This is a genomic window from Pantoea sp. JZ29 (assembly GCF_035190385.1).
Lineage (GTDB): Bacteria > Pseudomonadota > Gammaproteobacteria > Enterobacterales > Enterobacteriaceae > Pantoea > Pantoea stewartii.
Genome location: NZ_CP045241.1, coordinates 2,458,485 through 2,481,670 on the forward strand (window position 1 = coordinate 2,458,485; position 23,186 = coordinate 2,481,670).

General features: G+C 55.1%; 20 protein-coding genes. 13 read left to right on the forward strand and 7 right to left on the reverse strand.

What is annotated here, in order from left to right:
* Window positions 1-258 precede the first annotated feature (258 nt).
* From katE to GC090_RS11440, 5 genes are all read left to right on the forward strand, one after another.
* A complete protein-coding gene (katE, locus tag GC090_RS11420) occupies window positions 259-2,523 on the forward strand; it encodes a catalase HPII (protein ID WP_033741189.1) in 2,265 nt (754 codons plus the stop codon).
* 465 nt (window positions 2,524-2,988) lie between these two features.
* Window positions 2,989-4,776, forward strand: coding sequence for a malto-oligosyltrehalose trehalohydrolase (gene treZ, locus GC090_RS11425; RefSeq protein ID WP_324019807.1), 1,788 nt, complete (start codon window positions 2,989-2,991; stop codon window positions 4,774-4,776).
* Complete coding sequence (treY, locus tag GC090_RS11430; protein ID WP_324019808.1) at window positions 4,773-7,304, forward strand: malto-oligosyltrehalose synthase; 2,532 nt, start codon at window positions 4,773-4,775, stop codon at window positions 7,302-7,304. The genes treZ and treY overlap by 4 nt, the downstream gene beginning before the upstream one ends.
* A 59-nt stretch (window positions 7,305-7,363) precedes the next feature.
* Entirely contained in the window at window positions 7,364-9,436 is a 2,073-nt protein-coding gene (glgX, locus tag GC090_RS11435) for a glycogen debranching protein GlgX (protein WP_324019809.1), read from the forward strand.
* Between the two features lie 138 nt (window positions 9,437-9,574).
* Window positions 9,575-10,339 (forward strand): meso-2,3-butanediol dehydrogenase, encoded by a 765-nt coding sequence (locus GC090_RS11440; protein ID WP_033741178.1) that lies wholly within the window; start codon window positions 9,575-9,577, stop codon window positions 10,337-10,339.
* 171 nt (window positions 10,340-10,510) lie between these two features.
* On the opposite strand, the gene GC090_RS11445 is transcribed toward GC090_RS11440, so the two are convergent.
* A complete protein-coding gene (locus GC090_RS11445) occupies window positions 10,511-10,786 on the reverse strand; it encodes a hypothetical protein (RefSeq protein WP_058708763.1) in 276 nt (91 codons plus the stop codon).
* 701 nt (window positions 10,787-11,487) lie between these two features.
* Between GC090_RS11445 and GC090_RS11450 the strand changes: the two genes are divergently transcribed.
* Both GC090_RS11450 and GC090_RS11455 read left to right on the forward strand, forming a co-directional pair.
* Window positions 11,488-12,699 (forward strand): diguanylate phosphodiesterase, encoded by a 1,212-nt coding sequence (locus GC090_RS11450; RefSeq protein WP_006119001.1) that lies wholly within the window; start codon window positions 11,488-11,490, stop codon window positions 12,697-12,699.
* 228 nt (window positions 12,700-12,927) lie between these two features.
* Window positions 12,928-13,161, forward strand: coding sequence for a DUF4060 family protein (locus GC090_RS11455; protein WP_006119000.1), 234 nt, complete (start codon window positions 12,928-12,930; stop codon window positions 13,159-13,161).
* 49 nt (window positions 13,162-13,210) lie between these two features.
* On the opposite strand, the gene anmK is transcribed toward GC090_RS11455, so the two are convergent.
* A complete protein-coding gene (anmK, locus tag GC090_RS11460; RefSeq protein WP_006118999.1) occupies window positions 13,211-14,332 on the reverse strand; it encodes an anhydro-N-acetylmuramic acid kinase in 1,122 nt (373 codons plus the stop codon).
* Window positions 14,333-14,614: 282 nt separating this feature from the next.
* On the opposite strand from anmK, the gene slyB reads away from it, so the two are divergent.
* A complete protein-coding gene (gene slyB / locus GC090_RS11465; RefSeq protein WP_006118998.1) occupies window positions 14,615-15,082 on the forward strand; it encodes an outer membrane lipoprotein SlyB in 468 nt (155 codons plus the stop codon).
* Window positions 15,083-15,128: 46 nt separating this feature from the next.
* On the opposite strand, the gene slyA is transcribed toward slyB, so the two are convergent.
* Window positions 15,129-15,566, reverse strand: coding sequence for a transcriptional regulator SlyA (gene slyA, locus GC090_RS11470; RefSeq protein ID WP_006118997.1), 438 nt, complete (start codon window positions 15,564-15,566; stop codon window positions 15,129-15,131).
* 143 nt (window positions 15,567-15,709) lie between these two features.
* Between slyA and GC090_RS11475 the strand changes: the two genes are divergently transcribed.
* From GC090_RS11475 to GC090_RS11485, 3 genes are read left to right on the forward strand one after another with little or no spacing between them, the layout of a single operon-like run.
* Window positions 15,710-15,952, forward strand: coding sequence for a DUF1656 domain-containing protein (locus GC090_RS11475; RefSeq protein WP_324019814.1), 243 nt, complete (start codon window positions 15,710-15,712; stop codon window positions 15,950-15,952).
* Between the two features lie 5 nt (window positions 15,953-15,957).
* On the forward strand, window positions 15,958-16,815 hold the full coding sequence (locus tag GC090_RS11480) for an efflux RND transporter periplasmic adaptor subunit (protein WP_203232187.1): 858 nt from the start codon (window positions 15,958-15,960) through the stop codon (window positions 16,813-16,815).
* Entirely contained in the window at window positions 16,812-18,812 is a 2,001-nt protein-coding gene (locus tag GC090_RS11485; protein WP_324019816.1) for an FUSC family protein, read from the forward strand. Before GC090_RS11480 ends, GC090_RS11485 begins: the two co-directional genes overlap by 4 nt.
* Here the strand turns inward: GC090_RS11485 and GC090_RS11490 are convergent, their stop codons facing one another.
* The 4 genes from GC090_RS11490 to GC090_RS11505 all read right to left on the reverse strand — a co-directional run bounded on the left by GC090_RS11490 (window position 18,813) and on the right by GC090_RS11505 (window position 21,276).
* The gene (locus GC090_RS11490; RefSeq protein ID WP_039340576.1) at window positions 18,813-19,280 is read right to left on the reverse strand and encodes a hypothetical protein; all 468 of its coding nucleotides are present in this window, start codon (window positions 19,278-19,280) and stop codon (window positions 18,813-18,815) included. It lies immediately after the preceding gene.
* A 142-nt stretch (window positions 19,281-19,422) separates the two neighbouring features.
* Window positions 19,423-19,941, reverse strand: a complete 519-nt coding sequence (gene sodC, locus GC090_RS11495) for a superoxide dismutase family protein (RefSeq protein WP_058702003.1) — start codon at window positions 19,939-19,941, stop codon at window positions 19,423-19,425.
* A gap of 82 nt (window positions 19,942-20,023) precedes the next feature.
* Window positions 20,024-20,920 carry an aldo/keto reductase gene (locus GC090_RS11500; RefSeq protein ID WP_324019817.1) on the reverse strand — a complete coding sequence of 299 codons (897 nt, stop codon included), beginning with the start codon at window positions 20,918-20,920 and terminating at the stop codon, window positions 20,024-20,026.
* A 65-nt stretch (window positions 20,921-20,985) separates the two neighbouring features.
* Window positions 20,986-21,276, reverse strand: coding sequence for a DUF1289 domain-containing protein (locus tag GC090_RS11505; RefSeq protein ID WP_191091045.1), 291 nt, complete (start codon window positions 21,274-21,276; stop codon window positions 20,986-20,988).
* 124 nt (window positions 21,277-21,400) lie between these two features.
* On the opposite strand from GC090_RS11505, the gene GC090_RS11510 reads away from it, so the two are divergent.
* Both GC090_RS11510 and GC090_RS11515 read left to right on the forward strand, forming a co-directional pair.
* Entirely contained in the window at window positions 21,401-22,003 is a 603-nt protein-coding gene (locus GC090_RS11510) for a TetR/AcrR family transcriptional regulator (RefSeq protein ID WP_006118989.1), read from the forward strand.
* 46 nt (window positions 22,004-22,049) lie between these two features.
* Window positions 22,050-23,147 (forward strand): alkene reductase, encoded by a 1,098-nt coding sequence (locus GC090_RS11515; RefSeq protein WP_039340582.1) that lies wholly within the window; start codon window positions 22,050-22,052, stop codon window positions 23,145-23,147.
* Window positions 23,148-23,186: the final 39 nt, after the last annotated feature.

Below are 23,186 nucleotides of genomic sequence, written 5' to 3' on the forward strand. Positions count from 1 at the left end.
ATTACCCCGGCCCTTCCCCGCCCTTACAGAAAACAATCAACCAGATGAAAAACAAAGAAAAACCATCAAAAATTCGCCATTTAATTTCGCTAATAAATTATTTCCGCCTGTGCTTTGCTGAAAATAAAAAAACAGGCATCACACACCGTGCGATATTTAAGCGCACCGGTTAAACAGAATATTTTCAGGCGTAATCGGTGAGGTGTTCTATATTTACAGCCACCTCACGTCGTATAAAAAAAGCTGGAGCAATGTGTCATGTCGAATGAGAAATCTACTACGCCCCTGAATCACCGTGCCCCAACCACCGGCCCCGAATCCTCACAGCCCGGCCTGGGATCATTAGCCCCCAAAGACGGTTCACATCAGCCTCCTGCCGAACCCACACCACCGGGGAAACAACCAACGGCGCCCGGCAGCCTTAAAGCCCCTGAGACGCGTAATGCAAAGCTGGATCAGCTGGAGGTGAACCGCAAAGGCGGCACAGGCAGCGCGCTGACCACCAACCAGGGCACCCGTATTGCAGACGACCAGAACTCATTGCGCGCCGGATCACGCGGTCCGACGCTGCTTGAAGATTTTATTATGCGGGAGAAGATCACCCATTTTGATCATGAACGCATCCCTGAGCGCATCGTCCATGCGCGCGGCTCGGCCGCCCATGGTTACTTCCAGCCTTACTGCTCGCTGAAGGACGTGACCAAAGCCCATTTTCTGAGCGAGCCTGAGCAGATCACGCCGGTTTTTGTGCGCTTCTCTACCGTTCAGGGCGGTGCCGGTTCGGCGGATACCGTGCGGGATATTCGTGGCTTTGCCACCAAGTTCTATACCGAGGAAGGCGTTTTTGATTTAGTGGGCAACAATACGCCCGTCTTTTTTATTCAGGATGCGCATAAGTTCCCGGACTTTGTGCATGCGGTGAAACCCGAACCGCACAATGAGATCCCTCAGGGCCAGAGTGCGCACGACACGTTCTGGGATTATGTCTCGCTGCAGCCCGAAACCCTGCACAACGTTATGTGGGCGATGTCCGACCGCGGTATCCCACGCAGCTACCGCACGATGGAAGGCTTCGGCATTCATACGTTCCGCCTGATCAACGACGAAGGTAAAGCCACGTTTGTGCGTTTCCACTGGAAACCGCTGGCCGGTAAAGCCTCATTGCTGTGGGACGAATCTCAGAAGCTGACAGGCCGCGATCCCGACTTCCACCGTCGCGATCTGTGGGAAGCGATTGAAGCGGGTGATTTCCCTGAGTTTGAGCTTGGCCTGCAGATGATTCCGGAAGAGGATGAGTTTAAGTTTGACTTTGATATTCTGGACGCCACCAAACTGATTCCTGAAGCGCTGGTGCCTGTGGTGCGCGTCGGCAAAATGGTGCTGAACCGCAACCCGGACAACTTCTTCGCCGAAACCGAGCAGGTCGCCTTCCATCCCGGTCACATCGTTCCCGGCCTGGATTTCACCAACGATCCCCTGCTTCAGGGCCGTCTGTTCTCCTACACCGATACGCAAATCAGCCGTCTTGGCGGGCCTAACTTCCATGAAATTCCGATTAACCGCCCGGTTTGCCCTTACCACAATTTTCAGCGTCAGGGCATGCACCGGATGGACATTGATACCAATCCGGCCAACTACGAGCCGAACTCGATCAATGACAACTGGCCACGGGAAACCCCACCGGCGGCAAAAGGAGGCGGCTTTGAAAGCTATCAGGAGCGCATTGAAGGACATAAAGTGCGCGAACGCAGCCCTTCATTCGGCGAATACTATTCACAGCCGCGACTGTTCTGGAACAGCCAGACTGCCATCGAACAGCAACATATTATTGGCGCGTATTCGTTTGAACTGAGTAAAGTGGCTCGCCCTTACATTCGTGAGCGTGTGCTCGATCATCTGCTGCGCATTGACGTCACGCTGGCGCAGGGTGTTGCCGCCAATCTGGGAATTGCGCTCAGCGACGACCAGTTGAATACCGCCGCGCCAAAAGAGGTTAACGGCCTGCAAAAAGATGACAGCCTGAGCCTGTACGCGATCCCGGATGGGGATATCAAAGGCCGCCAGGTGGCGCTGTTAGTCAGCGAGGGCGTTAACGCCGATGATGTGCTGCATATCCTGCAACACCTGAAAACGGCCGGCGTGCATACGAAACTGCTGGCGGCGCACATGGGCCAGGTCAGTGCCGACGATGGATCACAGTTACCCATCGATGCCACCTTTAACGGCCTGCCTTCCCTTACGTTCGACGCCGTGATCGTCCCCAATGGCAACATGGATGCGCTGCTGAAAAGCGGTGATGCGCGCTACTTCCTGCTGGAAGCGTACAAGCACCTGAAAGTCATTGGTCTGAGTGGGGAAGCGCGTCGCTTTAAAGCGCAGTTTGACCTGGATGAGAATCAGCAGGAAGACGGCATCGTGGAAGCCGACAATGCTGAAATCGCGCTGATGAATGATTTCACGGCGGCCATGGCCGAACACCGCGTCTGGTCACGTAGCCAAAAGGCGGAAACCATCCCGGCCTGATGGCGCGTCAGCCAGGCTTTCGGGTCTGGCTGACGATATCGTGACAACGTCACATAAATTCACCTGTTTGACCGCGAAACCGCTGTTTACGGCGGTTTTTTTGTGCATAACGGCACAGGGTTTTATCTGATTTTCCATAAAGTTCAGCGAAAACCAGGGCGGGCCCGATGGCGGTGCGTATCAGCCTCGCTGAGGAATAAATCGTGTACAAAGGCGGGCACGCGCAGTAAATGCGGCAACGTAGTCTATGATTAGGGCTTAAGCATGGTGTGAATCAGACGCTGCCTGGCGTCTGAAGCGGTATGACACATAACACTTTCTGAATAGTAACGCAGGCAGAGGTGATGAAGGCGTTCCCCTCTCCTGGGTGCCTGATCTCGTTAACAACATTTTCAACCCGTACCCTCGGCTGACCGACAGCGTGAGGGTGCTTATTGCGTACTTTCTGATTAAAGAGGCAACGGAATGGGATCGACAGCATTTTGTAAGAGTTGGGGGGCGGAGTTTCTGGCCGACGGGAGCGTGCGTTTCCGCGTTTGGGCGACCGGCCAGCAGCAGGTCACGCTGCGACTGGGCGGTCAGGATAGTGCCATGACACCCGCCGAAGACGGCTGGTTTGAATATCATGCCAGCGGCATTCAGGCGGGCGCAGCGTACAACTTTGTGCTGAACGATGGCACCGTTATCCCCGATCCCGCCTCACGCGCGCAGCAGGATGATGTCAGTGGACCGTCGCTGGTTATCGATCCGACACACTATCGCTGGCAGAACACCGACTGGCGTGGTCGTCCGTGGCAGGAAAGCGTGGTCTATGAAATGCATATCGGCACGTTCACGGAAGAAGGTACTTTCCAGGCCGCAATTAAAAAACTGCCTTATCTGGCTGAGACCGGCATCACCATGATTGAGGTGTTGCCGGTCTCGCAGTTTGGCGGCCAGCGCGGATGGGGCTACGATGGCGTGCTGCTTTACGCACCGCATGCCGCCTACGGTACGCCCGACGATTTCAAAGCGTTTATTGATGCCGCGCATGGCTATGGCATTGCAGTTGTACTCGACATCGTGCTTAACCACTTTGGTCCGGACAAAAATTATTTGCCGCTGCTGTCACCCGACTTCTTTCACAAAGATCGCATGACGCCGTGGGGCGCGGGTATTGCCTATGATGTTGACGCCGTTCGCCGCTATATCGCGGAAGCGCCCCTTTTCTGGCTGCAGGAGTATTGTCTGGACGGCCTGCGTTTTGATGCCATCGATCAGATTGAGGATATCGCTGACAAACACGTGCTAACGGAGATTGCTGAGCGGATCCGGGCGGACATTCCTGACCGCCAGATTCACCTCACCACCGAAGATTGCCGTAACGTTATTTTCCTGCACCCCAGGACGGAAAACGGCGGCGTGCCGCTGTTTACGGCGGAGTGGAATGACGACTTCCATAATGCCGTGCATGTCTTCGCCACCGGTGAAACGCACGCTTACTACAAAGACTTTGCCGATCAGCCTGAAAAACGCGTGGCGCGCGCGCTGGCCGAGGGCTTTGTCTATCAGGGTGAGGTGTCCGTTCAGTCCGGTGAGAAACGCGGTGTAGACAGCACGGGACAGCCGCCTGTGGCCTTTGTTGATTTTATTCAGAACCACGACCAGGTGGGCAACCGTGCGCAGGGCGAAAGGCTGATTTCGCTGGCCGGCGCTGAACGCACACAGGTGCTACTGGCGACATTACTGTTATCACCGCATATCCCGCTGCTGTTTATGGGGGAAGAGTATGGCGAAACCCACCCTTTCCTGTTCTTTACCGATTTTCATGGCGATCTGGCTAAAGCCGTGCGTGAAGGCCGGGCAAAAGAGTTTGAAGGCCATGCCGGTCATGAGGGCGAAAGCGTGCCCGATCCAAACGACGAAGCGACGTTTGTGCGTTCAAAGCTGGACTGGCGCAAGCTGGAAAGTGAGGAAGGCCAACGCTGGCTGACGCTGACCCGGTCACTGCTGGCAATCCGACAGCAGTCCATTGTCCCGCTGCTGGCCACCGCAGGCGGTCACAGCGGTCAGGTGCTGGCGACCGCCGAGGGCTTTGTTGCCGTGAGCTGGACCTTTCCTGCGGGGACACTGTCCATGGCGCTGAACATAGGTGAGCAGGCCCAGCCGCTGCCTGAAATGCCCGGTGAAACCCTCTTTGTCTGGCCGAAAGCGGCCGATCGGTTGCCCCAACATTCCATCGTGGTTCGTCTGGCTGCGGGAGACAGCAAATGAGTATTCCAACCGCTACCTACCGTATTCAGTTTCGTAACGGCATGACGTTTGATCGTGCTGCGGCGCTGGTGCCCTATCTGAAAGACCTGGGCATCAGCCATCTTTATGCCTCGCCCATTTTTACCGCTACAAAGGGATCCACCCACGGCTACGATGTCACCGACGTCAACGCGATCGATCCGGCCATTGGCGGTCGTGCGGGCTTTGATCGTCTGGTCAGCGCCCTGAAAGCCGCCGGACTGGGATTGATTATTGATATCGTACCCAACCACATGGCGGCCTCGCTGGAAAATGGCTGGTGGCGCGACGTCCTTGAGCATGGTCAGGACAGCCGCTATGCACGTTACTTTGATATTGACTGGTCACGGCGCTTAACGCTGCCGTTCCTGGGTGACGATATCGATACCGTGCTGGAAAATGGCGAGATCAGCGTGAAGCGCGATCCCGATACAGGCAAGCCCGCGCTGGCCTATTTCGAAAGCTATTATCCGCTGACCCCGGCAAGCTGGGCAGGCCGAGAAGCGGCGGTGCTCCAGCTCAGCGGCAAAGGCGACCTGGCGGCACTGCATGAGCAGCAGCCCTGGCGGCTGATGTCGTGGCGCGATGCTGCACACGACCTCTCCTATCGTCGCTTTTTCGAGGTCACCGGTTTAGTGGGCGTGCGGGTGGAAGATCCGGCGGTGTTCGAAGATGCGCACCGGCTTATTCTGAGCCTCGTACACAGCGGTGCGGTTGACGGGCTGCGCATTGACCACGTTGACGGGCTGGCCGATCCCAAAGGCTATCTGGAGCAGCTCCGCCAGGCCGCCGGACCAGATTGTTATCTCACCGTTGAGAAAATCCTGGGCGCCGGAGAACACCTTCCGGCCGACTGGCCCATCTCAGGCACCACGGGCTATGAATTTATCAGCGCGTTGTCTCATGTGCTGGTGGATAATAAAACGCTTGGATCACTGCGTCAGGCCTGGGAAGACGTCAGCGGCGCTGACGTGCAGATGGAAGAGGAACTGCGTAAAGCGAAATGCCTGATGGCAGACCGTAACTTTGCCGGCGAGTTTTCACGTCTGCTGCAGCTGGCCACGGCTATTGCCGAAGATGAACACGTCGCCGTGCGCCCGGACGATCTGCGCAACGCGCTGCGTGAGCTGCTGGTGGCGTTTCCGGTTTATCGTACCTATGGCAATACGCAGGGCCTGACCGCCGATGACCAGCAACGGTTGCAGGCGGTCGCCGCAGACGTCAAGGCATCAGCCCATGCACCGGACAGCCACGCGCTGGATTTCCTGCTGCGCATTATGCAGGGTGATGTGGCGCATGCGGTGACCGGGCAGGCAAACAGCTTCCGTACACGTTTCCAGCAACTGACCGGCCCGCTGATGGCGAAATCCATCGAAGACACGCTGTTTTATCGTCAAAACATGGCGCTGGCGTTGAATGAAGTGGGCGCAGAACCGCTGCAGGCGCAGTTTTCACCGGCGCAGTTTCATGAGGAAATGCAGGACCGCCTTGCGCGCCAGCCCGATGCTCTTTCCGCCAGTTCAACCCATGATACCAAGCGTGGCGAAGATGCCCGTGCCCGTCTCTATACCCTGACAGAAGCACCGCAGCAGTGGGCAGCCTGTGTCGCGCGCTGGCGTGAGCTGAATCGCCCGGCGGTCCGCTCGCTTGCGGAAGGTCCGGCACCCGAAGCCACCGTGGAATGGCTACTCTTTCAGGCACTGGCGGGCGTCTGGCCGCCGACGTTGCAACCGGATGATCGGGCCGGACTGGCCGCCCTGGCCGAGCGCTTTGCCGGCTACGTTGAAAAAGCCCTGCGTGAAGCCAAGCTGCGTACCGACTGGACGGAAAACAATACGGATTACGAACAGGCGGTACTGGATTACGCTCATCATCTGCTCTCCCCTGATAATCAGGCTTTTCTGCAGAATTTTGTCGCCGCATTACAGCCGTTTATTCAGGCCGGGCTGATAAACAGTCTGAGCCAGCGAATTATCAAACTTACCGCACCCGGCGTGCCGGATATTTATCAGGGAAGTGAAGCGCTGGACTTCAGCCTGGTCGATCCGGACAACCGGCGTGAGCCCGATTACGCGGCGCTGGACAAGATGCTGCATGCTGGCATCACCGCGCTGCCCGATACGCCTGAGGGCTGGCTCAGTGGTCACGTGAACCAGTATGCCACGCAGGCCTTGCTGAACGCCCGGCAGTCGCACCCCGCGCTGTTTGCCCGGGGCGCGTACCTGCCGCTGACGGCACAGGGCGCCCATGAGGACGCGCTGTTGGCGTTTGCCCGCACGCAGGGTGACGAGGCGATTATTGTGATTACGCCGCGATTGATTTTTAACACGCTACAGACGCTGACGTCCCCGCCTGCCGGACGCTGGGATGACACCGCGATCCCGCTGCCTGAGGCGCTGGCGCATCGACGCTACCGCGATCTGCTGAGCGGCGAGGAAATCACCCTGACCGACCATATTGCGCTGGACAGGTTAAATAACTTTTGGGCACTGGCACTGTTAGCTTGCTAGAAACAGGCTGGTACAAGGACTAAAACGCCGTTACTGGGTTCGTTAATTGAGAGGGACAGATGTCAAATCATCGTTTTGAAATTACGTCGGGATCGGCCCATCAGCTTGGGGCAAATTATGATGGGCAAGGCGTCAACTTTGCGCTGTTTTCTGCGCATGCAGAACGCGTAGAGCTGTGTCTTTATGATCCCAGCGGCAAGCAGGAGATCGCCCGTCTGGAGCTGCCAGAGTTTACGCATGAGATCTGGCACGGTTACGTGCCGGGTTTACAGCCAGGTGCGCTTTATGGCTACCGGGTGTATGGCCCTTACGACCCGGAAAACGGTCACCGATTCAACCCTAACAAATTACTCGTCGATCCGTATGCGCGCGAACTGGCCGGCGATATTGCCTGGAATGAGGCGCACTTCGCATATGATTTGTATCACGACGATAAAGATTTGACGTTTGACGATCGCGACAGTGCGCCTTTTACGCCGAAATGTCGCGTCATCGATCCGAACGAATTTGACTGGCAGGATCAGAACCGGCCGCAGATTCCCTGGTCAGAAACCATCGTTTATGAAACCCATGTGAAAGGCTTCACCCAACTGAACATGGCGTTACCCCCGGAGGTGCGCGGCACCTACGACGGCATGAGCCATCAGTCGACGGTGGGCTATATCAAAAGTCTGGGCATTACGTCAGTAGAGTTGCTGCCGGTGCACTGGTTTCCCGACGATCAACACCTGCTGGATAAAGGGCTGAAAAACTTCTGGGGCTATAACTCACTGAACTTTTTTGCCCCGGCCACACGCTATTTCGGCCCGCGTGGTATTCAGGGATTCCGCGATATGGTGCGCGCCTTCCATGATGCCGGTATCGAAGTGATTCTGGACGTGGTTTATAACCACACGGCCGAGGGCAATGAGCTCGGTCCAACCCTGTCGTTTAAAGGCATCGATAACTTCTCCTACTACCGTACATTACCGGACCAGCATCGTTACTACATTAACGACACCGGAACCGGTAACACGGTCAACACCTCGCATCCACGTGTGTTGCAGATGGTCACGGACTCCTTGCGCTACTGGGCAGAATCCATGCATATCGACGGCTTCCGCTTCGATCTGGGTACAATTCTGGGACGTGAACCGGAAGGCTTCGATCCACGCGGCGGCTTCTTCGACGCCATTACTCAGGATCCGCTGCTTTCCCGATTAAAACTGATCGGGGAACCATGGGACATTGGTCCGGGTGGTTATCAGGTTGGTGGTTTCCCGCCGGGCTGGGCGGAATGGAACGATCAGTATCGCGATACGGTGCGTGATTACTGGAAAGGCAATAATGTCTCTACCGACTTTGCGGCGCGGTTGCTTGGCTCCGGCGATCTGTATGACCAGCGCGGTCGCCGCCCCTGGGCCAGCGTCAATTTTATCACGGCGCATGATGGCTTCACGCTGAACGACCTGGTGTCGTACAACGAGAAGCATAATGCCGATAATGGTGAAGACAATAACGACGGGCATAACGATAACCGTTCGTACAATTATGGCGTTGAGGGGCCGACGGATGACGAAGGCATCAATGCCGTCCGTGAGCGTCAGAAGCGTAACTTCCTGGCCACCCTGTTTTTCTCGCACGGTACGCCCATGCTGCTGGCAGGCGATGAGTTTGGCCGTAGCCAGATGGGCAACAATAACGGCTATTGTCAGGACAGTGAAATTTCCTGGGTTCACTGGGACAATCTGCCCCCTTCCGCCGAAGCGTTACGCGAATTTACCCGTCACATTATCGCCTTACGTAAAACCCAGCCGTTATTGCGGCGCGAAAGCTGGCGCGATGGCATGGAAATTAAATGGTTCAATGCGGGCGGCGGTCTGCAACAGGCTGAACAGTGGGATGAAGGCTCAACCCTTGGCGTTTATATCGGTCGGCCCGACCTGCAGAATCAGGAAGGAATCTGGTATGACGTGCTGATGTTAATTAATCCTTTCGAGGGTAATGTGCCCTTCCGTATTCCGCAGTTCGGTGACGGCGGCTGGGTGCTGGAGCTGACCACCAGCGATGTGGATAAACGCGGTCTGGTGATTACCAAGGAAAAGGACTTCGAACTGGAAGGCCGCAGTATGGCGCTGTTCAGAAGGCCGTAGGCCGGCGTTAGCGCAACGCGTACCGCGATTGCTCAGGTTAAACTCTGCGCATCCGGACGCGCTGCGCTTGACCTGAGCCTGGTGGCTGCCAGGCTTAAACGCGTATCAACAGAAAAGCAACGCCATTAAGGAGGCAACATGTCCAGATTTACAGGAAAAATCGTTGTAGTGACAGGCGCCGGATCAGGAATTGGCGCAGCGAGTGCAAAACGCTTTGCGGAGGAAGGCGCGTCTGTTGTGCTGGTGGGACGTACCCGGGATAAACTGGAAAAGGTCGCGGCACAACTGTCGGGTCAGGACCATATGGTTGCCGATTGTGATGTCGCTGAAGCCGACCAGGTTCAGGCCCTGGCAAGCCGAGTTGAAGAAAAATATGGCCGCGTTGATGTGCTGGTGAATAACGCCGGGATCATTGTGCAGGGCCGCATTCACGAGATTGAACTCGCTGACTGGAAAAAGCTGATGAGCGTTGATCTCGACGGCGTCTTCCACTGCGTGCACTATTTTATGCCTGCCCTGCTGAAAACCCGGGGCAACGTCGTGAACATTTCGTCAGTATCAGGCCTGGGCGGCGACTGGGGCATGAGTGTGTATAACGCGGCGAAAGGCGCAATCACCAATTTTACCCGCTCACTGGCGATGGACTACGGCACCGATGGCGTGCGGGTCAACGCCATTTGTCCTGGCTTTACGTTTACCGACCTGACCGAAGGCGTTAAGAACGATCAGGCACTGCTTGAACGCTTCTACGACCGTATTCCGCTACGTCGCGCCGGGGAGCCGGAAGATATCGCTGATGCGATTGCGTTTATTGCCAGCGACGACGCCCGCTACATTACCGGGGCGAATCTGCCTGTCGATGGCGGCCTGACCGCCTCAAACGGTCAGCCTAAACAGGCTTAACCGACTTAAGCAGCTGTTCGCAGCTGCTTTTTTATTGACTGCACGACAGCGCCGCTGCCCGTTATTTCACGGGTTCAGCAACTGCCATTTCAACTTCTGGCATTTACGTCGGGCTGACCGGCGCCCTCCGCCTTCTGACATCATAGTCCCTGCTTTATCACTCAGCCTTATTCAGGATGATTTTGGCGTATGTCGTGTCGGCAGCGGACGGCCACGGGAAGTGAGACGGTTGCCGGCTGTGGGACAGACATAGTGGCTCAGACAGACCGTACACAGAATCGCTTCGGGATGATGGATTTTTGCCACTGTCAGCGCTTGCTGACGGCTATACAGTGAACCAATAAATTCCCGGCCACGGCTGTTATAAAGATGAACACAGCCTTCTTTATGAATGATCCATCCGTTTCTGTTGTATGGACACACATAATAGTAGCTTGATTTAAGCATGGTACTGCCCCCGGTGGTTGCTGTATCAATCAGGTGAGAAAAAACAAAGTATGATTTTATTTAATAATGTAGCGTCATTAACACTAGCTGAGAATTATGCCTAAAACTACGCAGGCAATTATAAAACGGTGGTTTTGAGATTTATTCGCAACCTATCTTCGCCCTTCCGTTAATGTTGTATCAGCATCCTGTTTTACAAAACGGTTTATACGGAAAGTTCGGTTCGCCGTCTTAATCATTACGTTCGGCCTTATCGTCTGGCCTCCCGCTGAGAAAATCATACCAAATCAAGGCACTACCCTTTTTAAATCCCGTGCAGGAGAAGATGAAAGGAAAAATTTGATTACCCCGCGTAACCTGACTGCTAAGGCAGAGAAACCGCTTTATTAACCGTTCATAAACTGCAAAAAAGACACCAGGATTTCCTCGCCGGACGTCGAAGTACTGATATAATGGAAACGATGCGATACCACGCTGGTAAAGAAAAAACCAGAGCAAATCGGTTGATGCCCGACAGCGTGATCTGAACGCTATTAACCCGTCTGTGACAACGGAACCTCACAGGTAAGCACCCTCCTTGCGCCATGCTGGAAACGCCTGGCTCAAACACATTTTGCAACGGGATTCACGCAGGCTCGGGGCCGCCCGGTCTGGGTTTTGGCAATGTGTGCGGTAAAAAGAACAAGAATCTGGAAGACGTTATGTTGTCGACAATTATCTATCGCAGTCACATCGCTGATCATGTTCCACTGAAAATGCTGGAAGGCCTGGTCGCTAAAGCCAATAAAATTAATGAGTCATCAAGCGTTACCGGCATCTTATTATTTAATGGCACCCATTTTTTTCAGGTTCTTGAAGGTCCAGAGAATGATGTACTGGCGGTTTACGAACGTATCTGCCGTGATACCAGCCACCATAATATTGTGGAATTAATGCGGGATTATGCGCCTTCCCGCCGTTTTGGTAACGTGGGCATGGAGCTGTTTGATCTGCGTGAATACGATAAAACCACTGTGCTTAATGCCGTGCTTGAAAAAGGCACAACCAAATATCAGCTGACCTATGAAGACAGAGCGCTTAAATTTTTGCGCACCTTTGTCGAAGCACGGGAAAAAGAGAATTATTTTGAAATTCCCTCAGCGGAAAGCTGGGATTTTATCAGTGATGATGAGGAAGTGCGCGAAGGTGACGACGCGCTGATTAATCACGAAGGCGTCAATTTTGCTTTTCAGGCGATTATCGATCCCCTTGCACGTAAAATCGTCTCGCTGGAAGCCCTGCTTCGGGGCTCGCAGGGCGAAACACAACAGGATTACTTTTCACGCCTCCCGCCGGAGAACATCTACCGCGACGATCTGCAGTCCAAACGCATCGCTTTTGCACAGGCGAAGGCGCTGGGGATAGACGGCATTATGCTGTCAGTCAACCTGTTGCCCATGTCGCTGGTGCTGGTGCCGGATGCCGTAACGTTTCTGCTTACTGAAATCTACGCCCACGATTTGGTTCCTGAGCAGATCGTGGTCGAGTTTACCGAAAATGAAATCATTTCCCGTCCTGACGACTTTGCAGCGGCGCTGAAACAGCTCAAAGCAGCGGGCATCAGCGTGGCACTGGATGATTTTGGCGCGGGCTATGCCGGGCTATCCTTACTGACGCAGATTCAGCCCGACAAAATAAAAATTGATCGCAGCATTATCAGCAATGTGCATAAAAGCGGCCCGAAGCAGGCTATTGTGCACGCTATTTTAGCCTGTTGTTCGTCACTGGAAATTACCGTGATTGCAGAGGGCATTGAACAGCCCGAAGAATGGATGTGGCTGGAAGCGGCCGGCGTTTCACAATTCCAGGGGTTTCTTTTCTCCTGGCCGAAAGTCAACGGCGTCTCCTCTGTTACCTGGCCTGAGTTAAAATAAGACGGTTATCCGCAGGAAAGTGAATTTTTCGTTCTTCCTTGCCGGACTGAAAACGCGCTGCTAAATATTAGAAGCGCGTTTCAGATTGTGTCATCGCATTGCAATAGTCGACGTGCACGCTGTTTTTAAATTATCAAAGATGTTAAGCAGTCAGATGTTCAGTGTTAAAGGCCGAAGTCACGCGCCGTCTTAAGGCGCGCCCCACAGGTACAGCATTTGAGGAACTGAATGAAGCAAATCATCCGCGGTGATAAAGAACCCGTCCATATCGTAGCCGCCTCGCGCGCGCTTGAAGCCCATATGTCCCGCTATGGTGAGGGAAACAAATACCATCCGGTTATCTATTCAATTGCCTATCGCAGCAAATACTACCAGGTTGAAGTCATTACACGACGTGAAACGATCGTCGCCACCGTCATTACCGGCGTGCGTAAACTGACGCACCTGCCCGGCGTGGCCTGATGTTGTTTTACGCGCCTTCTGCTCAGGGGACAAACCTGTCCCCTTTCTCTCAGCGGTAAAAGCGCGGATTCGCCGGATAAATCGCCCCGATGATGCTTTTCTCCCGCGCCCCGGTCACCGCAGGTAAATTGCCCGGCAAACCAGACAGTGTGCGGTAAGCCAGCCAGGCAAATGCCAGCGCTTCCATGTCGTCACCATTAATCCCGACGGTATCGGTTGTCGTGACTTCTGTTCCGGCCAGATGCGCCGCCAGGCGGGCCATCAGCAACGGATTTCGGCTGCCGCCCCCGCATACCAGCAACCGATCGCAGCCATCGTTGAGTTGTACCTGTTGCGCAATGGTCACGGCGGTAAACTCGTTTAGCGTGGCCTGCACATCCTGAGCAGCGATGCCGGGAAAGTGGCGCAAATGCTGTTCAAGCCAGCCCAGATTAAACAGTTCACGTCCGGTACTTTTGGGCGGCACCCGCGCCAGCCAGGGTTCACGCAGTAGCGCTTCCAGTAACGCAGGACTGACCTTACCGCTTCGCGCCCAGTTCGCGTCCTTATCATAGGCTTTCCCCTGATTACGCCATATCCATGCGTCCAGCAGCATATTGCCCGGCCCGGTATCAAAGCCGCGCACGGGCTGCCCCGGAATCAGCAGGGAGAGATTGGCAATACCGCCGATATTCAGCACCATGCGCCGTTCCGTGGCATCCATTAACAGGGCCTGATGAAAGGCAGGCACCAGCGGCGCGCCTTGCCCACCCAGCGCCATATCGCGCCGACGGAAATCCCCGACAACCGTCACGCCTGTTGCCGCCACTATCTGGTTGTTATCGCCAATTTGTAAGGTATTGGGTGCCGCGCTGTGCGGCTCATGCCATACCGTTTGACCGTGACAGCCAATCGCCACCACATCGCTCATCTCCAGCGCCTCGCGCTGCATAAGCGTCAGTACTGCGTCAGCGAATAGCTGGCCCAGTCGCGTGTCCAGTTGCCCCAGTTGCGACAACGTCACTGCCTGGCCCTGACAAATCGCCAGAATGCTCTGGCGCAGATCGGGCGGCATGGGATGGCAGTAGCTCGCCTGCTGCGCCACCATATTTTCGTCGATGGCGGCCAGCACGACATCGACCCCATCAAGGCTGGTACCCGACATCACGCCAATGTAGCGTCCTGATTTCATAGCCGTTCCTTTCATCGGGATGAAAAAGTGAATACGCTGCCTGTAGCCTGACAAAATATCGGCCCTGAATCCACGATTACTTTGTTTTAAATCAATAAACTGTCTGGTGGTTAACGTCCCGGGTATTTTTATGATTGATTGAATCATTGTTAAAAATTTGCGGTCTATGCTGTCGACAGCCATGTTTTATTCCGCAGAAGGTTAATTCGCCAGTTTTCTGTCTTATACTGTTTACAGGATTTCGCGATAGAGATGGCGCATTCTTGAATAAAGGAGTTTCAAATGATTAAGCGTTTAATTGTGGTCGCTTTGACTGGTGCGATGCTGGCGGGCTGTAGCAATACCGATACGTTATCGGGCGATACCTACAGTGCCAGTGAGGCCAAGCAGGTACAAAGTGTTTCTTACGGTACCTTAGTCTCAGTTCGCCCGGTTAAAATCCAGGGTGGAGACGACAGCAACATCATTGGGGCCATTGGCGGCGCCGTACTGGGTGGATTCCTGGGTAATACCATCGGCGGTGGTGCAGGACGTAGCCTGGCAACAGCGGGAGGCGCGGTGCTGGGTGGCGTTGCAGGTCAGGGCGTACAAGGCGCAATGAACAAAACTGACGGCGTTGAGCTGGAAATCCGTAAGGATGACGGCAACACCATTATGGTGGTGCAGAAACAGGCAGCCAGCCGTTACTCAGTCGGACAACGTGTTGCGTTGGCCACCGACGGTAGTCAGGTTACCGTTTCTCCGCGTTAACGCAGTGACCAACCGACGCCGGTGCCGGTCGCACTGCGCGTCGGTCTTATTTCTCTTTGTTTTGCAGTTCGAGAATATTCTTTTCAAGACGCGCAATCAGCGTCACCATCTGGTTGATTTCGTCGCGGCTGATACCGGAGAGAATGTCATCCCGGGTAATATCAATCACGTGTTCAACCTGCTGAATGACTGGCTCTGCCTGTTGTGTCAGCTTAATGCGTTTGGCCCGGCGATCGTGGGCGCAAGTGGTCCGGGTAATCAGCCCTTTCTCCTCAAGTTGATCCAGGGTTCTGACCAGAGAAGGCTGCTCGATACCAATGGCTTTCGCTAACTGGATTTGCGACTGCTCAGGCGGCAGTTGATGGATATTGTGCAGTGTTACCCAGTGCGTTTGAGTCAGCTCTAACGGCTTCAAACGTTGATCAATCAGTGCTCGCCAGATTCGCACCAGCCTGGACAGATCCGTGCCGAGAGGGGTATCCATGCTATCTCCTTATAATGTATGTACGCAGCTATCAAGCTGCATTGTATAGCATTTTGCAAGCCCGAAGTTTAAATTACAAATAACCAAGTGAACAGTTTCGGCTGAAATTGTTTCACGCACAGGTTCCAGGATACTGCACTGCAATGGATATCATTCGCCAAGGATTTTTCAGCATCAGCCCGCTTTCCGAATTGATTTTCGGCGCCTCACTCTATTTCCCTCCCCTGTTTAAAGCGGTGCTGGCCGGTTTTGTTATCTGGTTATTTATCCACCCGCTTCTGCGCGGCTGGCTTGCGTCGGGTGAGGTCTGGCATCCCACCCTGTTCGATCTCTCGCTGTTTGTGTTGTGTGTAACAGGCGCACTCTGGTTAATGGCGCACGGATGAAAAAGATGAACCTTTCAGGATTAAAGTACTTTTCTACGTTGATTGTTTTCACGCTGGCGCTTCTCAGCGCCTGGTGGGCCTGGAACTACTACATGCAGTCACCGTGGACGCGCGACGGCAAAGTACGTGCCGAGCTGGTCACGATCACCCCGCAAATTTCGGGACGGATCACGGCACTGAACGTGGTCGATAATCAGTTTGTACATAAAGGGGATCGGTTACTGACGCTGGATCCTGTGCCCTGGCAAATCGCTCTGCATAAAGCCGACGCACAGCTGAGCCAGGCGCAGGCCGATATGGCGAAAGCCCAAAATGAATTCAACCGGCGCAGTAAACTGCCGCGCAATACCATCTCGGGCGAAGATCTGGATGTCGCCCGACTGAATGCAGCGGCGGCGCAGGCCAACGTCAAGGCCGCGCAGGCCGCGCGTGAACAGGCCGCATGGAATTTACAGCAAACCACCGTGAACGCCCCCACGGACGGTTGGGTCAGCAATCTGACACTACGTCCCGGCAATTTCGCCACGGCTGGCACTCCGCTTTTTGCGCTGGTGGACAGTCACGCTTTTTATGTCGTGGGCTACTTTGAAGAGACCAAATTGCGCCATATTCGTCCGGGTGCGGCCGCTCAGGTGACGCTCTACAGTACGGGCCGGCAGTTATCCGGTCAGGTTGAGAGCATAGGGCGCGCGATTTACGATCAGAGTCTGGACGCCGACAGTGGGCTGCTGCCCGATATCAAACCGAACGTGCCCTGGGTGCGCCTTGCTCAACGTGTTCCTGTACGCATTCGTCTCGCTGCTCTCCCGGATAACGCTCTGTTAATCGCCGGTACGACCTGCACGATTACGATACAGCCATGAACCTCAACGGACTGGCCTGGCAAAACCTGCCCTGGCTGAAAGCGGACAGCAATCAGTGGCGTTATGCTCTGCGTAACGCGACTGCCATGTGCCTGGCCCTGAGCATTGCCTATGGACTGGATCTTAACGAACCCTACTGGGCCATGACCTCCGCTGCGGTGGTAAGCTTCCCGACAATCGGCGGTGTGATCAGTAAGAGTCTGGGACGTATTGTTGGAAGCCTGCTGGGGGCAACGGCCGCCTTGCTGATTGCGGGCCATACGCTTAATGAACCCTGGCTGTTTGCCTTTTTTATCGCAGGCTGGCTGGCGCTGTGTACCTGGGTGGCCAACCACTATCAAAATAATGTCGCCTATGGGTTTTCGCTGGCCGGGTACACTGCGGCGATCATTGCCTTCAGCTGTGTCAATCTGACCGATATCAGTGGCCTGTGGGACATTGCCCAGGCGCGCGTCTGTGAGGTGATTTCCGGGCTGCTCTGTGCGGGTTTAATGATGATGATCCTGCCCAGTACATCAGACGGTGAAGCCCTTATCACCGCCCTGAAGCAGATGCACACGCGTCTGCTGGATCACGCCACGCTGCTCTTGCAGGACACCCGGAACGACGAGATCCGTCACGCTCACGAAGCGGTGATTGGCCAGATCCTGACCATGAATTTATTGCGTATCCAGGCATTCTGGAGCCATTACCGCTTTCGTCGCCAAAATAACGTCCTGAACTATATCCTGCATCAGCAGCTTCGTCTGACCAGCGTCCTGTCCAGCCTGCGGCGCATGCTGCTGAACTGGTCAGACGCGCCGGAAGCGCTGTATCTGGCCTTAACACGCATTACGCAGGAGCTGGCAAAACCGGACTGTGATAAGTACCGGCTGGCAGCCTTGTTACGCAGCATCACCCCTGCCAGCGATGGTGATTACCGGCAACGGGCGTTTTGTCAGCGGCTGCGCTACTTCTGCTGGATGTACCTCAATGTGTTGCGCTGGATAAGGCAGCTGGAACAGGCTGATGCCGATACCCGCTTTCAGCCGCCCGCAGTGTCTGCGCTGGCCAGCGAAAGTGACAGCGCCGAAGCCGGCTGGAGTGCGCTACGAACATTCAGCATCATCGTGGCAGGCTGCGCAATCTGGATCGCGACACAATGGACCTCGGGTGCCTCGGCCCTGACGTTTACGGCGATTGCCTGTGTCCTTTACGCCTCGGCCCCTTCGCCCACAGGCAGCATTACGCTGTTACTGAAAACGTTGCTCTGGCTGTTTGCTTTTAGCGTGCTGTTTAAATTTGGTGTGATGGTGCAGTTTAATCAGCTGTGGCAACTGCTGGCCATCCTGTTTCCGCTGCTGCTGACGCTACAACTGTTCCGGGTACAGCAAAAACAGCGGGCGGCGATGTGGGGCCAGTTTATTGTTTTTCTGGGGTCGTTTCTGGCCGTCACCAATCCGCCCGACTGGGATTATCAGGGGTTCGTGAACGATAACATAGCAAAAGTCTGCGGTGTGCTGCTGGCCTGGCTGGCTTTCCAGATCCTGCGTCCCAGCTCCGATTCACGCCGCAGCCGTCGCCATATCCAGGCGTTGAGGCTGGCGTTTCTGGATCAGCTTCGTCAGCATCCCCACCGGGATCAGAACCGTTTTGAGTCGCTGATTTATCATAAAATTGGTCAACTCAGTAACAGTAAAGATGAAACGGCGCGCGTCTGGCTACTGCGTTGGGGCGTCGTTCTGCTTAACTGTTCCCATCTCGTCTGGCAACTGCGTGACTGGCAAACAGACACACCGCTACTGAACCAGTACCGGAGCGAAGCATTGCACAATCTGCAGAATATTATGAGCTTACACGGTGTGCAGCATCGCCACCTTGACACCGCGCTGGACGCGCTTCAGGGCCTCACAGAAGAGGCGCTTAGTGTCAACAGTGCCGACGCCGGCACGCTGGCCGGCCTGCTGTGGCGGTTGCGCTGTTCACTGGCGCAGCTGAAACAGGCGATTCCCGACTGATTACTGGCAATACTGCTGGTGCTGCCGGTTAAAATCATCCTGAAGTTGCTGAACGGTTTTTTGCCCTTCGAACCGGGTTTTATCGGCTTCGGAAACAGGCTCAATCACCAGGGCTTTTTCGTCGGGTGAATAGATAAAACGCCGGTAAATCATCGACCCCGTAAAACTTTTGCCCAGGATGCCACCACAAATCATTGTCGTGTTATGCCGGTAAATGGTGGTATCCGTGAAATTGGTTTCCGTGGCGCTGCGCAGAACATTCTGGCAATGCTGCGCTTCAAGCTTTTGCCGCACATCCCGACTGAGCCGTTCACGGCCCTTCGCAATCTCTTCGCAGCGAAGGCGTGCTGAACTGGTATCAATGGTGCGCTGCAGTTCACGTCCTGTTTCTGTGATCAGTTGCGTATCATTGGGTTTATCGCATCCTGCCAGCAACAGACACAGTAGCCAGGCGCCCTTCCATTTCATTTGCACTGCTCCTCAGTTTGTCAGGCTTTGTAACGGGAATCAGTATCATAGGGGGGAATAAGACGATGATGCTACAACAAATTGTCAACAAGCGAAAAGCCGTGATGGCGGCAAAATCTGCCGCCATCAGCGACACTCAGCGTCAGATAACACCGCAGGCAAACCGTGCCCCGCCACCGCCCAAAGGTTGTGGGTGATCCGCATGGTTATCCCCGCCCACATGCACCATCAACGCTTTGCCTTTCACCTCGCTCAGCGTTTTAATGCGCGGTGCCAGCACCGGATAGGTGGCTTTACCCTGCGCATCGACATAGAGCGCAGGCAGGTCGCCTAAATGGCCCTCAGCATAGGGCCCCAGGTGCTTGCCGGTGTTCGCCGGATCAAGATGCCCCCCTGCCGCCCCCGCGGCCACCCTTTTTCCTTCCGATTCGCCGGGTTCACAACTGCCTTTCGCATGGACATGAAAACCGTGAATGCCCGGCTTCAGTCCTTCCAGCATGGGCGTCAGTTGCAAACCGTATTGCGTCTCTTCAATATTTACCGTGCCGATGGCATTGCCGATTCCCTGCGCCGAAACGGCATGAATTGTCACCTGTTCGCTGGCCGCCTGCACGGCACCGCAGGCTAACAGCGTCGCTATCGCAATTGCGTTCACTTTCATTGTGGCTCCTTTTTGCTCTGGGGTTCAGCTTAAGCCTGGCCCCGTAGCGCAAAGATTGCCGCAAATTGACGAATGTTTACGCTCAGGGCACGTCATAGCCCAGTGCCGCTTTGCGGATGCGGAACCACTGCTGCCGACTGAGCGTCAGCCCGGCCGCCCCTGCCGCTTCTGTAATGCGATGGGTTTTGCCTGACCCGATGATAGGCAAGGGTTTACTCGGCAGACGCATCACCCAGGCATAGACAACCTGCTCAAGGCTTGATGCCCCGATCTCCTGACGAATGGCTTCCAGCTCGTCGCGCAGCGGCTGAAAATGCGGATCGCTGAACAGACGTCCGCCCCCCAGGCACGACCAGGCCATTGGGCGCAAACGCTGCTGCTGGCAGTGATCCAGCGATCCATCAAGCAGAACATGTTGCTGAACGGGTGAGATCTCAAGCTGGTTGGTCACGAGGCTAAACGGCAAACGAGACTGCAGCAGGGCAAACTGCGAGGGGGTAAAATTGGACACGCCAAAATGCAACACTTTGCCTGCCTGATGCAGGTGCAGAAAGGCTTCGGCAACCTCATCGGCCACCATGAGCGGGTCGGGGCGATGAATCAACAGCAGATCAAGGCGATCGGTATTGAAATGTCCCAGCGAGCGTTCGGCACTGGCCACAATATGCGCTTTTTCCGTAATGTAATGGCCAATCTGGTGTTCAGGTTTTGCGCGGGTCGCGATACCGCACTTGGTGACGATCTGCAGCCGATCACGTAATCCTGGGGCCTGTCTGAGCGCCTCACCAAATGCAGCCTCACAGCGGTAATCACCATAAATGTCGGCATGATCGACCGTCGAAATGCCCAGTGAAAGATGGTGCTCAATAAACCCCACCAGCTGCTGTGGTGTCATGCCCCATTCCATCAAACGCCAATAGCCCATAATCAGCGGTGAAAAGTCGGGGCCCTGTGGCGCGATGGCTTGCGGTTGTAGCATAGTGTTCTCCCTGTGGCCTTGAGGCTGGATGTGTGTCAGGGAGTATAACGGAAATCACCATGCGGTCAGAATAAGGTGGGTTGTTGCGGTTCCTGCGGTTCTTCTTTGTGCTGCTGACGTAACAGGCGCAAACGGCGCTGGTGGCAGAGGCGGAGCACCTCACGCTTTTGACTGTCGCTGTATTGCAGCCAGTTAAAACGTTCCTCACGGCTACGCAGGCAGCCTTTGCAGTAGCCACGTGAATCGGTTTCGCAAATACGCCGGCAGGGACTGGGTACCGGAAAAAACTCAAGCTGCTCTGCCACAACGGCCTCTACTGAAACGGTGATACGTCTATTGAACCCAGAGTCAGGCATTTGTGCAAGAAATAATCATAACTTGAACAATTTATTCACTCTAAATCGCTTTCAATTTAACACTGCGTGCCTGGCGCGCGATAAAAGTTTGCATTAGACCGATTGGTCTACCAGGATGAACCCCATGAATAAGATGCCGCAACGTAATGAAACCCGGGAACACCTGCTGACGACAGGCGAATCGCTTTGCCTGCAACGGGGCTTTACCGGCATGGGCCTGAGCCAGCTACTGAACCAGGCGCAGATCCCTAAGGGATCGTTTTATTACTATTTTCCCTCTAAAGAAGCCTTTGGCGTGGCGTTGCTTGAGCGGTACTTTGTCCGTTACCTGCAGAACCTTGAGCAGCAGCTCTTCCAGCCTGCGGGATCGGCGGGTGAGCGATTATTGGCCCATTTTCGCCATGCGCTCGATCTGTTTGAACGGCAGGGCAATATTGTGGGCTGCCTGAGCGTAAAATTATCAGCCGAAGTCTGCGACCTGTCAGAGCCTATGCGCATAGCCTTGCAGCAGGGAGCCAGCCACGTTATCGCCGCCTATGCTAAGGCGCTGACGCAGGCACAGCACGAAGAGGATTTATCTCTGCCCTCGCCTCCGGAGCAACTGGCTGAACTGCTGTATGTTCTCTGGCTGGGTGCAAGTTTACAGAGCAAGCTATCCCGTAATGCACAGCCCATGCGGCTGGCCTTAATTACCATCGAACAGTGGCTAACAAAACCGCTGGTTTAAAAAAACCACCATTTGTAGACGACCGGTCTACTTGAAAGGAGTTGTTATGGCGAGTACTCAGTTGTTTCGTCCGTTAAAAGTGGGCGCAATTACCGTTCCTCATCGTGTCTTTATGGCCCCACTGACACGTTTACGTAGCATCGAACCGGGCGATATCCCGACGCCGTTGATGGCCGAATACTATCGCCAACGTGCGGGTGCGGGGTTAATTATCACTGAAGCGACTCAGGTCTCCTTCCAGGCGAAAGGTTATGCGGGCGCGCCAGGCCTGCACACGCAGGAACAAATTGCCGCGTGGAAAGTCATCAATGAAGGCATTCATCAGGCAGGCGGCCACAGCGCAGTCCAGCTTTGGCACACCGGCCGCATTTCACATAACAGCGTTCAGCCTGAAGGTAAGGCACCGGTTGCACCGTCCGCCATTCCGGCAGGCACCCGCACCTCATTACGTGCTGAAGACGGCAGCGTGTATCGCGAAGATACCTCGATGCCGCGCGAGCTGAGCGTCAGTGAAATCCAGCAGATTGTGGCGGATTTTGGTCAGGCAGCCGCCAATGCGCGTGAAGCTGATTTCGACCTGCTGGAACTGCACTCTGCTCATGGTTATCTGATGCATCAGTTCCTGTCGCCGTCGTCTAACCATCGTACCGATGCCTACGGCGGCAGCGTGGAAAACCGTGGCCGTTTTGCGCTGGAGGTCGTCGATGCCGCCATTGCTAACTGGTCCGCAGACCGCGTAGGTATTCGCGTGTCGCCTGTTGGCAGTTTCCAGAACCTGGATAACGGTCCGAACGAAGAAGAAGATGCGCTGTGGTTTATCGCTGAGCTGGCGAAACGCAACATCGCTTATCTGCACATGTCCGAACCGGACTGGGCAGGCGGCACGCCTTACAGCGATGCGTTCCGCCAGAAAGTGCGGGATACCTTCCCGGGCGTCATCATTGGTGCCGGCGCCTACACCGTCGAGAAAGCCGATGACCTGATCAGCCGTGGCCTGATCGATGCCGTTGCGTTTGGTCGTGACTACATCGCCAACCCGGATCTGGCGCAGCGTTTACAAAAAGACGCTCCGCTTAACCCACAACGTCCCGAATCGTTCTACGGCGGTGGCGCAGAGGGCTATACTGATTATCCTGCGCTGTAAAACAGCAGGCAGCCGTGAGAAGGTGTCACGGCTGCGGTT